Genomic DNA, 12,911 nt, shown 5'->3' on the forward strand with positions numbered 1-12,911 from the left:
AATAAAAATTAAATTTTTTCAAATTAATTTTTAAATGCATAGTTTAAAATGTTAGCACCCATTTTTAGTGCTTTTTCTCTAACTTGAATAGGGTCATTGTGTACTTCTGCGTCTTCCCAACCATCTCCTAAGTCTGTTTGATAAGTGTATAAAAGAACAATTCGCCCTTCGATGAAAATTCCAAAAGCTTGTGGTTTTTGATTGTCATGTTCGTGAATTTTGGGTAATCCACCAGGAAAATTAAATGGTTCTTGAAATAAAATATGATTAGAAGGAATTTCCGTTAACGAATTATCAGGAAATATTTTTTTAATTTCTTTTCGGATGAATTCATCCATGCCGTAATTATCATCAATATGTAAAAATCCTCCAGAAGTAAGATAATTGCGAAGATTTATAACATCATTCGGACTAAAAACAACATTTCCATGACCTGTCATATGCACGAAGGGATAGGTGAATATTTCCGAACTTCCAACTTCAACAGTAGCAATTTTAGTGTTAATTTTAGTATTGATATTTTGATTGCAAAATTTAGCCAAATTAGGTAAAGAAGTCGGATTCGCATACCAATCACCACCACCAGAATATTTGGCAACAGCAATCTCTTGGGCATAACCCAAATTCCAAACCAATATTATAAGGACTAAGATTTTATTCATTTATCAAAGCAATTGTATGACAAGCTACTAAAGCAGCCGTTTCTGTTCGCAATCTTGTGTTTCCCAAAGTTACTGGAATAAATCCATTTTCAATGGCCAAATTGATTTCTTTTGTAGAAAAATCACCTTCTGGTCCAATCAAAATAGTAACTTTCTCGTCTTTGTTGACCTCGTTTTTAAACGATTTTTTATCCGTTTCTTCACAATGTGCGATAAATTTTTGTCTTTCTATATTCGATTTTACGAATTGAGCGAACGAAATCGGTTCATTTATTTTTGGAATATAATAATGTAACGATTGTTTCATTGCGGCTTGAATAATTTTTTCCGCTCTATCAATTTTGTACACTTTTCGTTCCGAATGATCGCAAATAATTGGAGTGATTTCGTGAATACCAATTTCGGTTGCTTTTTCTAAAAACCATTCCAATCGGTCGTTCATTTTAGTTGGAGCAACGACAATATGTGTGTAAAATTTATCAGGTTCTTGAAAGGTTACTTTTGTGATTTTTACTTCACATTTTTTTTCAGAAGCTAAAATAATTTCCGATTCAAATAGATATCCTAATCCATTAGTAATAAATATTTTATCGTTTTCTTTTTTACGTAAAACTTTAACTATATGTTTGCTTTCTTCTTTATCGAAAAAGAAGGTGACATCGCCTTGTTTTATGTCGGAATTATAGAATAGTTGCATAATTTTTAATTTTTATTTAACCAATTTTTCCAATCTTTTCCAACATTTTCCCAATTATATATTTCATAGTTTGGTTCTCTATTTTCATTAACTGGGAAAAAATTATGTTCTACATCGAAATAGGGTTTGAACGTTAAATTTTTTAAATCAGATTGAATACTTTCAATTTGCAATAAATCGTTATAAGGTGCATTCCAATCTTTAGTACCATAAGTTATAAAAACCGGAATTTTAATTTTTTTAAGATACACAGCTGATGGTTGAGAAAAATCATATGTAGCTTTGTAAGTATCACCACCATTGTATTCTAAATTGTTCTTATTCTCAACAACAAATTTCCAATATTCAATTAATTCATAATTTTTTCGTTTGTAAACTTCTTCTTCAAGCATACTTGAAAATCTACCATAAGGATTTCCACCTGAATAAATTAAATGGGTTACTTTATTGTTTTTAGTTGCTAATTTGGCTGCAATTGTGCTTCCTTCAGAATGTCCAGCAACAACTAATTTATTCTTAGAAATCCAATTTTCTTTCAATAATTTGTTGATTACAAAATTGTTTCGGTTAACATAATAATCTAAATAATTGTTATCGGAATATGTTTTTGGAACACTATCGTTTTCAACTAAATATTGATAATTATTTTTTAAATCTTTAACATCAGAAATTACAGGAATACCTGGTTTTCCAACTATAACTACATGAAATTCATCTAAAAAATCGTTAACATCAAAAGGAAAGGTGCCATACAAACCAGTTTCATCATATTTTAACAAAGGTTGCGGCATGCTTCCTTGACAAAATAAAAATAAAGGTTTTTTTATATTTTCTTCTCCTTTTTTTGATTGGATTAAAACATCAACAATTGTTTTATTATATGTGAAGATTATATGTTTATATCCAAAATCTTCTGGTTTTTTTTGACCAAAAGTTGTTAAAGAAATTAAGAGAAGAAAGAAAGCTTTATTCATAGTTTTAAAATTCAATTCGTGCTTTAGAAGTAACATCAGCTTGACTGAAATTTTCTTCTAAAAAGTTATAATACCCTACAATTCCAATCATTGCTGCATTATCGGTTGTGTATTCAAATTTTGGAATATAAGATTTCCAACCGTATTTTTTTTCGGCTTCTTTCAATGTAGTTCGAATTCCGGAATTTGCCGAAACGCCGCCACCAATCGCAATTTGATTAATTCCAGTTTCAGCAACAGCTAATTTCAATTTATCCATCAAAATATTAATAATAGTGTATTGGATAGAAGCACAAATGTCCGCTTTGTTTTCTTGGATAAAATTGGGATTAAGCGCTACATTTTTTTGGATGAAATATAGAATTTGGGTTTTTAAACCACTAAAACTAAAATTCAAACCATCTACTTTTGGTTTGGTAAATGGAAACGCTTTTGGATTTCCTTCTTGTGCAAATTTATCAATCAATGGCCCGCCAGGATAGGGAAGTCCTAAAATCTTAGCCGATTTATCAAAAGCTTCACCCACCGCATCATCAGTAGTTTCTCCAATAATTTCCAAATCAAAAAAACTATTCACTTTCACAATTTGCGTATGTCCGCCAGAAATAGTCAACGCCAAAAAAGGAAAAGTAGGTTTATCAAAACCTTCTTCGTCAATAAAATGAGCTAAAATATGCGCTTTCATGTGATTTACAGCTACCAACGGAATATCCAAAGCCATACTCATCGATTTCGCAAAAGAACCGCCAACTAACAGTGAACCCATTAATCCTGGACCTTGTGTGAAAGCGATACAATTCAAGTCGTTTTTGGTAATTCCAGCCTTTTTTATAGCAACATCTACTACCGGAACAATGTTTTGTTGGTGCGCTCTCGAAGCTAATTCTGGAACTACGCCACCATATTCTTCGTGAATCGCTTGTCGTGCCACAATATTGGATAAAACAACATCATTACAAAGTACGGCTGCGGACGTATCATCACACGAACTTTCGATAGCTAAAGTATATATTTTTCTTTCTGACATTTTAGGCATGAAATTTGGAATAGGGATATTGTAATTATCTTACAAATTTCCTTATTTTTGTTGGATTATACACCCAGTTAAATAATTGGTAGCAAATTTAAAACAAAAGAACGTATCAAAAAATTTAAAAAAATACTATTTCGTTCCCTAATAGCAATTTTATTGCTGTTTCTCTTATTGGGTATTCTTTTGTCGTTACCTTTTGTGCAAACTGCTTTAGGAAAATACGCGACTGATAGCTTAAATAAGTCTTTCGGTACTAATATTGCAATAGGAAAAGTTGCCATTACGCCTTTCGGAAGTGTAAAACTTGGAGATGTTTTGGTTTTAGATCATCATAAAGACACCTTGTTTTATATCAAGAAATTAAATACTTCTATTTTAAGTTTTAAGAAAATTTACGATCCGGGTCATCCTTATTTGAAAGATGTGGTTTTGCATGGAATGGATGTTAGAATTGTAAATTACAAAAACGAAGATTATACCAACTTAGATAAATTCATTGAAGCTTTTGATGATGGTTCTCCTTCTTCGGGAAGATTTAGAATGAAAGCCAATAAGATGACGGTTTACAACAGCCGTTTTCAATACATTGACCACAATCTTCAAACGCCAAAAATGCTCGATTTTACGCAATTAAATGGTAAAATCGAAGATTTCTTTATCAAAGGCTCCAATGTTTACACGTTTATAGATAAGCTATCTTTCAAAGATCATCGCGGATTGTTAGTCGAAAATATTACGGCTGATTTTACGTATACCAAGAAAAATATATTGTTAGAACAACTAGCAATGAAAACTCCTTTATCTGAAATGAAAGGTAGAGTAGAGTTGAAGTACAACAGAAAAGATTTTTCAGATTTTAATAACAAAGTTATTTTTGATGTTCAGTTTGATAAAGCTACGATTGCTTCAAACGATTTGAATTATTTTTACAATGAATTCGGGAAAAATAATGTCTTTTATGTTGATACGCATTTAGTTGGAACATTGAATAATTTCACAACTCATAATTTAAAATTAGTAGATAAGAATCAATCAGAAATTATTGGAACTGCCAATTTTAGAAATCTTTTTGGAAAAGGAAATCAAGAGTTTTACATGAAAGGAAACTTTGATCGAATTACTTCCAATTATGAAGATTTAAAATCGATTTTACCTCGAATTTTAGGCAATAATTTACCATCGGTTTTGGCTAAATTAGGAAATGTAAATATTTCTGGTGCTGTAGAATTAACTCAAAAATACATCAACGCCGATGTTTCGATGTTATCGCAATTGGGTTATTTAGAAGGTAATTTAGCAATGCAAAATATCAATAATATTGATAATGCTTCATATCAAGGAAATATTAAGTTAGACGCTTTTGATTTAGGAACACTTTTAAGTCAAAACGATATTGGCAAAGTTACATTAGATTTAGATGTTGATGGTAAAGGATTCACGCAAAAATTGTTGAATACAGCTATAAAAGGAAAAATTGATAAATTTTATTATAACGGATATAATTATCAAAACATTACGGTTGATGGAAGTATGAAAATGCCTTATTATAAAGGGTATTTCAATAGTAATGATCCCAATTTAAAAATGGATTTTGATGGAACTGTCGATTTAAGTTTGAAAGCGAAAAATTATGATTTTAAAGCTCAAATTGACTATGCTGATTTACATATCTTAAATTTCTATAAAACAGATTCTATATCTATTTTTAAAGGAACTATCGATTTCAAAGCAGATGGAAATTCGATTGATGATTTAGCAGGAGTTTTAAAAATTAATAACGTTTCGTACCAAAATAGTAAAGATTCGTACTTTTTTGATGATTTTGAAATCACTTCTTCTTTTGATGCGGAACGAGTTAGAACTATTGAAATTAATTCTCCCGATATTATTACAGGGCAAATTGTTGGAAAATACAAAGTAAATCAATTGCAAAAAATGGTAGAAAATGCATTAGGAAGTTTGTATGCCAATTATTCTCCAAATAAATTAGAAAAAGGACAATTTTTAAATTTTGATTTAACGATTTATGATAAAATTGTTGAAGTTTTTATACCAGATGTAAAAATATCTGAAAATACAAAAGCTAAAGGAAAAATAAGTGGTGATGAAGGAAAATTTGTGTTCGATTTTACTTCGCCAAATATCATTGCATATGAAAATACTATTGAAAATGTAAATATTGAAATCGACAATAAGAATCCATTATATAATGCCTATATAACAGTTGATTCAATTAAAAATGGTAAGTATAAAATTGCTGATTTTAATTTAATTAACGTTACCTTAAAAGATACATTGTTTGTTCGTTCTGAGTTTAAAGGTGGACCTAAGAGTGAAGATACGTATGATTTGAACTTGTATCATACCATAAATGAAGATAAGCAATCTATAGTTGGATTTAAAAAATCAGAGATTAAATTCAAAGAATACCTTTGGTTTATTAACGAACAAGAAACAGAAGACAATAAAATTGTATTCGATAAAAAGTTTAAAGATTTCGATTTTCAAAAGTTAACGTTATCTCATAACAATCAAAAGATTGATTTTTTTGGGACCATGCGCGATTCTACCTATAAAGATTTCAAATTATCCTTTGATGATGTAGATTTAAATAAGGTAACGCCTGCATTAGATAGTTTATCATTTGGCGGAAAAATCAACGGAAATATTACCTACAAACAAGATAGAAATAAGTATGAGCCTATTTCAAACTTAACCATTGATAGCTTGAAAATCAATCAGTTTTTACTAGGCGATTTAGATTTTAAAATTGAAGGGAATGAAAATTTCAATCAGTTTAAAGTGAATTCTAGTTTAAAACAAGATGGTCAAGAACATTTTTTCTTGGATGGAAATATAAATTTTGTGGGACAACAATCAAGTTTAGATTTAGTTGCTGGTTTTGAAAAATTCAATTTAGCGCCATTTGGTTCGTTATTAGGAAGTGTTTTGTCTGATGTTAGAGGAAATGCCACGGGTAGAACTACCATTGGTGGTTCATTAACCGAACCTGAGATGGATGGACGACTTTATCTCAATGATGCCGGAATGCGTGTTCCATATTTGAATGTGGATTATGCTTTTGAAAAAAATGCTATTGTTGATTTAACCGAGCATCAATTTAGTCTTCGAAAAATTGAAGTAACCGATACCAAATACAAAACAAAAGGAGTAATTGATGGAACGATACGTCATGAAAACCTTGGCGATTGGGAACTCGATTTGCATTTGATTTCGGATAATATTTTAGCATTAGACACAAAAGATTCAGAAGATGCCTACTATTACGGAACAGCTTTTATGAAAGGAAAAGCGAGTATAACAGGCTCTGTAGATGCATTAAATATTAAAGTTGCAGGTGAGTCTGAGAAAGGAACTTCTATAAAAATTCCGGTAAACGATGATGAAGATTTAGGAAACAATTCCTTTATTAGTTTTATGACAGTGGAAGAATATCAAAAATCTCTTTTAGGTAAAATTGTTAAAGAAAATAGATATCAAGGATTAGAACTTGATTTTAATTTTGATATTGACACTGATGCCGATATTGAAATTATTCTAAACCGTGAAACAGGTCATGCTATGAAAGGAACGGGAGTAGGTTCTATGCAAATGAATATAAACACACTTGGTAAATTTGAAATGTTTGGCGATTTTATTGTTCAAGAAGGGCAATATAATTTTAAATATGGAGGAATTATCGATAAAAAATTTAGTGTAGAAAAAGGAGGGACTATTCGTTGGGATGGTCAACCAATGAATGCGGTTTTAGATTTAAAAGCAACTTATAAAACTATGGCAAACCCTGCAGTTTTAGTTGAGAGCGCTTCTTTCAATAGAAAAGTAGATACCAATGTTTCTATTCTTTTAAATGGTAATTTAAGTAACCCACAGCCTGATTTTAACATTGATTTCCCAACGGTAAGTTCAGTATTAAAAAGCGAAATCGATTATAAATTGCAGGACAAAGATACACGTCAAACACAGGCTTTTGCATTGATGGCTACAGGAACGTTTGTAACAGCAGAATCTGGAGGAAACGCAGCTTATGGTTCGTTAATTGAAGGAGCAAGCTCAATCATTAATGGCTTGTTTGCAGATGAAGATAGTAATTTACAATTAGGTTTAGATTATTCACAAGGAAATAGACTAACTGAGATTTCAGATCGTGTTGGTGTAACAATGAATACAAGAATTAATGACCGTATTTCGATAAATGGAAAAGTAGGGGTTCCTGTTGGTGGAGTTACTGAGTCTGTTATTGTGGGTAATTTAGAAGTTTTAATTCAAATTAATGAAGATGGTTCGCTTAATGCACACGTATTTAATCGTGAAAACGACATTAATTATGTAGGAGAAGGTATTGGATATACTCAAGGATTAGGAATAACCTACAATGTAGAGTTCAATGATTTTAAAGAAATGATGCGAAAAATATTCGGCAAAAACAAAAAGAAAGACGATACATCAAAATCACAAGATGAATTACCAGATTCAGAATTTCCACCTGAATTTATAGAGTTTATTAACCAACGAAAAACAAAATCGATAGAAGCTGTAAAAGAGGAGCCAGTAAAAGTTCCAGAAATCGATTAATTCGTAGTTTTTTAGTAGAAAAATCAAAAAGTTATTAACGAAAACGTTTGAATTTGCAGCTATAATTAAATAGTTTGCAAGAATCACTGTTTTTTTATTTTTCGTTTTATAACTTTACATAAACAATCAAAAAGAATATGTCAACAAAGGTCAAAAGAGTAGGTGTTTTAACTTCTGGAGGTGATTCTCCTGGAATGAATGCTGCCATTCGCGCAGTTGTTAGAGCTTGTGCTTATTATAATTTGGAATGTGTAGGTATTTATAGAGGTTACCAAGGTATGATTGAAGGAGACTTCAAAGAAATGGGACCTCGTGATGTGAAAAATATTATCAATAAAGGAGGAACTATTTTAAAATCGGCTCGTTCGGCAGATTTTCGTACAGCTGAAGGGCGAAAAAAAGCATACGACAATTTGGTAGCAGCTGGAATTGATTCATTTGTAGTAATTGGTGGTGATGGAAGTTTTACCGGTGCAGAAATTTTCAATGAAGAATACGGATTTCCTGTGATTGGAATTCCTGGAACTATTGATAACGATATTTATGGAACAAGTCATACTTTAGGATATGACACCGCTTTAAATACTGTAATTGATGCTATCGATAAAATTAGAGATACCGCAAATTCACACAACCGATTATTCTTCGTAGAAGTAATGGGAAGAGATGCAGGTCATATCGCACTAAATGCTGGAATTGGAGCAGGAGCAGAAGAAATTCTAATCCCAGAAGAAGATTTTGGTTTAGATCGACTTGTAGAATCATTAAAACGAAGTAAAGGTTCAGGAAAAACTTCAAGTATTGTGGTAGTTTCTGAAGGAGATAAAATTGGTAAAAACGTTTTCGAATTAAAAGATTATATCGAAGAGAACATGCCAGAGTATGATGTTCGTGTTTCAGTTTTAGGGCACATGCAACGTGGTGGTTCTCCTTCTTGTTTTGACCGAGTTTTAGCGTCTAGATTAGGAGTTAAAGCAGTTGAAACCTTGTTAGAAGGTAAATCTAACTATATGGTTGGTTTGAATCAAGATAAAATCACTTTAACGCCTTTAGAACAAGCCATCAAAGGACAAAGTGAAATCGATATGGAATTGGTAAAAGTATCCGATATCGTATCATCATAATGAATTAGTAAATTAAAGAAAATAAAAATGTCAAAAGTAAAATTAGGAATTAACGGATTCGGAAGAATCGGAAGAATTGTATTCAGAGAAACATTCAACAGAGATAACGTAGAAGTAGTAGCAATTAACGATTTATTAGATGTAGAGCATTTGGCTTATCTATTAAAATACGATTCAGTTCATGGTCGTTTTAATGGAAAAGTAGAAGTTAAAGACGGAAAATTATATGTAAAAGATAAATTTATTCGTGTAACAGCGGAAAGAGATCCAAAATTAATCAAATGGGACGATGCAAGTGTTGATGTAGATGTTGTAGCAGAATGTACTGGAATTTTCACCACTTTAGAAACAGCTCAAGCTCATATTGATGGTGGTGCGAAAAAAGTGGTAATTTCAGCTCCCTCAGCAGATGCACCAATGTTTGTAATGGGAGTAAATCATACAGAAGCAAAAGCTACAGATAACATTGTTTCTAATGCATCATGTACTACGAACTGTTTGGCTCCATTAGCAAAAGTAATTCACGATAATTTCGGAATTGTAGAAGGATTAATGACAACCGTTCACGCTTCAACAGCCACTCAAATGGTAGCTGACGGACCTTCTAAAAAAGATTGGAGAGGCGGTCGTGCAGCTAGTGTAAACATTATTCCATCTTCAACAGGAGCTGCAAAAGCAGTTGGAAAAGTGATTCCAGCATTAAACGGAAAACTTACTGGAATGTCTTTCCGTGTACCAACAGTTGATGTTTCTGTGGTTGATTTAACCGTAAAATTAGCAAAAGAAACTACATATGAAGAAATTATGAAAGTACTAAAAAATGCTTCTGAAACTTCAATGAAAGGTATTTTAGGATTTACAGAAGACGATGTGGTTTCTCAAGATTTTGTTGGTGATTCAAGAACTTCTGTGGTAGATGCTAAAGCCGGAATCGGATTAAACTCAACTTTCTTCAAATTGGTTTCTTGGTATGATAACGAATATGGTTATTCAAGCAAACTAATTGATTTATCAGTACATGTTGCTGGTTTAAAATAATATTTCTTTTAAAAAATCCCGTTACATTTGTGTGCGGGATTTTTTGCTTCCTAAACTAAACTAACACCAACCAAATGAAATTACTTGTTGACAGTGGTTCTACTAAAGCCGATTGGATTGCAATTGATGATAACGGAAAAGTATTATTCACTACTCAAACTTTAGGATTAAACCCTGAAGTACTAGACAAAGAAGAAATTATCAATCGTTTAGACGATAAATTTGATATTTCGCACAATAAAGACAAAGCCACGCACTTGTTCTTCTACGGAGCAGGTTGTGGAACCGATAGAATGAAAGACTTCTTAACCTTAGTTTTTAAAGATTATTTTTCAAATGCTTCTGTTGTAGTTCATGAAGACACCTATGCTGCGGTATATGCTACTACTCCAAAAGATGAAAAAGCGATTGTTTGTATCTTAGGAACAGGCTCTAATTGTTCTTATTTTGATGGAAAAGTATTGCATCAAAAAGTACAATCGCTGGGTTATATTGCAATGGATGATTGTTCTGGGAATCGTTTTGGGCGTCATTTGATTCGTGCTTATTACTTTAACAAAATGCCAAAAGAATTAGCACAAGAATTTGAAGAGGAATACAATGTGGATGCTGATTATATTAAACATAATTTGTACAAAGAACCCAATCCAAATGCGTATTTAGCCACTTTTGCTAAGTTTTTAATTCGTCATAAAGACACCGAATTCTGCCAAAAATTCATTCAAAAAGAAATGGAAGCTTTTGTAGAAAATTATATTGAACAGTTCGAAAATTGCAAAGAAGTTCCCGTTCATTTTATTGGCTCGATTGCGTTTTATTTGAAAGACGAATTAACAGCAATTCTTGAAAAACGCGGAATTACAATAGGAAATGTGTTACGAAGACCAATCGATGGTTTAATTGAATATCACATTTTAAACAAATAAAAATAAATTTAAAGTAGTTAAAATCTCAAATCAGAAGCAATTGATTTGGGATTTTTTCTTTTTATCTTTGTAAGGAAATTAGTTACTCATGGAAATAGCCATTATAGCACACGACGGAAAAAAAGCCGATATGGTGCAGTTTTTAAATAAGAACAAAACCATTTTATCGAAAGAAAAAATAAAAATCATTGCTACTGGTACCACAGGCGGAAGGGCAGAAGCAGCCGGTTTTAAAGTAAAGAAAATGCTTTCAGGACCTTTAGGTGGAGATGCTCAGATTGCAGCACGCGTAGCAGAAGGAAAAACCAAAATGGTGTTGTTTTTCAAAGATCCAAATTCCAGTCACGCCCACGAAGCAGATATTAACATGCTAATTCGTATTTGTGATGTTCACAATGTGCCTTTAGCGACAAATGAAGCTACGGCGCAGTTGTTGTTATTGGGATTGGATGAAGTTTGAATGTTTGCGGTTTGATTTCATTGAGGTTTAGTTAGTACCAAACATTATAAATACAACTAAACATTCCATTCAGCAGCTTATTTTCAATAGAAAATCCGGAAGTAGCCACTGAAGCAAACCGCTTTTAGCAAAGGTTTTCTTTCAGCAGTAAAAAATCTTTATTTGAAATATTTTCTAGATTTAGAAAGAATTCTGTCTTCAAAAATGATTTACTTTCAAATCGTATTTTTAATTTAGTTTCATTTAATTCAACAAAAGTAATTGTATATAAATTAAAAATAGAATATTTATTAGTTTCAGTTTTTTTTATAACTAATGGAATACTATAGAAATTTGTCGGCCACGATTTTCTAAACTTTAAAAAGATTTCGTTATCAATAAAATAAAATTTGCAATAATCGAATTCTTCAAAAGATTTTTTTGAAGTTTTAGTATAAATTCTAATATCTTCTGTTTGCGAAGTTTTAGAGTTAATTTTTGAATTAATAAATTTTCGTTCTTTTGAGGCTTTATAAAAGTAATATAGATAAATTACGATTAATAAAACCAAAGAGATTTTAAGTATTGATGTAAATAATTCTTCCAATTTTTAGTTTAGTTTTTCTAAATCTTTGCTAACGTTTTGCGGCTTTAAGAAGTGGCGTAATTTTCTTCACAAGCCATCACAAATATACCGAAAAGTGTTTAAGAAAAAACTTCTTTTTTAAGAAAAAATGCAAACACTAGCTTTTCCAAAAAATCACTGACCTAGCCATTTCTTAAAACCGCTGTTAACCGCTGTTTATTTTATTTTCTTTTTAAAACACTTTCTAATACACTATAATCACCATCTTGGCCAAAGTTAAATGTATTAGCGCTTGTTCCAGTTATTTGACTTGCTTCACAACCAAAACAGATTTTCGCTGTTCCAATTACTTTATTGTTTTTTTTAAATATTAATATGTCACGGTAAACATAAATGCAACCTGTTGCTGTTTGTTCGTTTACTGATTTTTCGATAAAAATATTGTCAATTTCTTTAAATTTTGATTTTTCAATCTTGCTTTTTACGTATCCAATTTTTTCTAGTTTATCAATAAAACTTAAATCTAAACTATCTTTAGGAATTCGATCCAAAATAACACCCATTTTGAATGAATCAATTTCAGTTTTAGATTGATTATCATATAGTTCATTGAGTTTTTTTTCATCAAAATCATTGAAATAATAATCTATTTGATCATATTCAAAGAATTTTTTTCCGATTATTTTTTTTGGAATAATAGTTATTTTGTCTGCTTCGATTTTCTTCGGATTGCAAGATAAAAGCGTAAAAATTATTAGAGTTAAATACGATAGATATTTCATTACGTTTCGTTGAGTTTTAATAGCGGTTAACTAGTAAATAACAACATAAAGTTA

The 12,911-nt window shown here is 31.1% G+C and carries 10 protein-coding genes; 5 read left to right on the forward strand and 5 right to left on the reverse strand.

Going from position 1 to position 12,911, the window contains the following annotated elements:
• Positions 1–23 precede the first annotated feature (23 nt).
• From BP92_RS0109120 to tsaD, 4 genes are read right to left on the reverse strand one after another with little or no spacing between them, the layout of a single operon-like run.
• Positions 24–662 carry a DUF4159 domain-containing protein gene (locus BP92_RS0109120; protein WP_026725781.1) on the reverse strand — a complete coding sequence of 213 codons (639 nt, stop codon included), beginning with the start codon at positions 660–662 and terminating at the stop codon, positions 24–26.
• Positions 655–1,359, reverse strand: coding sequence for a 16S rRNA (uracil(1498)-N(3))-methyltransferase (locus tag BP92_RS0109125; protein ID WP_026725782.1), 705 nt, complete (start codon positions 1,357–1,359; stop codon positions 655–657). Before BP92_RS0109125 ends, BP92_RS0109120 begins: the two co-directional genes overlap by 8 nt.
• Positions 1,360–1,364: 5 nt before the next feature.
• Positions 1,365–2,333, reverse strand: a complete 969-nt coding sequence (locus BP92_RS16055) for a prolyl oligopeptidase family serine peptidase (RefSeq protein ID WP_150111903.1) — start codon at positions 2,331–2,333, stop codon at positions 1,365–1,367.
• Positions 2,334–2,337: 4 nt separating this feature from the next.
• Positions 2,338–3,360 carry a tRNA (adenosine(37)-N6)-threonylcarbamoyltransferase complex transferase subunit TsaD gene (gene tsaD / locus BP92_RS0109135; RefSeq protein WP_026725783.1) on the reverse strand — a complete coding sequence of 341 codons (1,023 nt, stop codon included), beginning with the start codon at positions 3,358–3,360 and terminating at the stop codon, positions 2,338–2,340.
• A 162-nt stretch (positions 3,361–3,522) separates the two neighbouring features.
• Between tsaD and BP92_RS0109140 the strand changes: the two genes are divergently transcribed.
• The 5 genes from BP92_RS0109140 to BP92_RS0109160 all read left to right on the forward strand — a co-directional run bounded on the left by BP92_RS0109140 (position 3,523) and on the right by BP92_RS0109160 (position 11,510).
• Positions 3,523–7,962 carry a translocation/assembly module TamB domain-containing protein gene (locus BP92_RS0109140; RefSeq protein WP_245598371.1) on the forward strand — a complete coding sequence of 1,480 codons (4,440 nt, stop codon included), beginning with the start codon at positions 3,523–3,525 and terminating at the stop codon, positions 7,960–7,962.
• A gap of 137 nt (positions 7,963–8,099) precedes the next feature.
• Positions 8,100–9,086 carry a 6-phosphofructokinase gene (gene pfkA / locus BP92_RS0109145; RefSeq protein ID WP_026725785.1) on the forward strand — a complete coding sequence of 329 codons (987 nt, stop codon included), beginning with the start codon at positions 8,100–8,102 and terminating at the stop codon, positions 9,084–9,086.
• Between the two features lie 27 nt (positions 9,087–9,113).
• On the forward strand, positions 9,114–10,124 hold the full coding sequence (gap, locus tag BP92_RS0109150) for a type I glyceraldehyde-3-phosphate dehydrogenase (RefSeq protein ID WP_026725786.1): 1,011 nt from the start codon (positions 9,114–9,116) through the stop codon (positions 10,122–10,124).
• A 74-nt stretch (positions 10,125–10,198) separates the two neighbouring features.
• On the forward strand, positions 10,199–11,050 hold the full coding sequence (locus BP92_RS0109155) for an N-acetylglucosamine kinase (RefSeq protein WP_026725787.1): 852 nt from the start codon (positions 10,199–10,201) through the stop codon (positions 11,048–11,050).
• 88 nt (positions 11,051–11,138) lie between these two features.
• On the forward strand, positions 11,139–11,510 hold the full coding sequence (locus tag BP92_RS0109160) for a methylglyoxal synthase (RefSeq protein WP_026725788.1): 372 nt from the start codon (positions 11,139–11,141) through the stop codon (positions 11,508–11,510).
• 786 nt (positions 11,511–12,296) lie between these two features.
• Here the strand turns inward: BP92_RS0109160 and BP92_RS0109170 are convergent.
• On the reverse strand, positions 12,297–12,857 hold the full coding sequence (locus BP92_RS0109170) for a hypothetical protein (protein WP_026725790.1): 561 nt from the start codon (positions 12,855–12,857) through the stop codon (positions 12,297–12,299).
• Between the last annotated feature and the right edge of the window lie 54 nt (positions 12,858–12,911).

The sequence above is a fragment of the Flavobacterium sasangense DSM 21067 genome (genome assembly GCF_000686885.1).
In the GTDB taxonomy this organism is placed as follows: Bacteria; Bacteroidota; Bacteroidia; order Flavobacteriales; family Flavobacteriaceae; genus Flavobacterium; species Flavobacterium sasangense.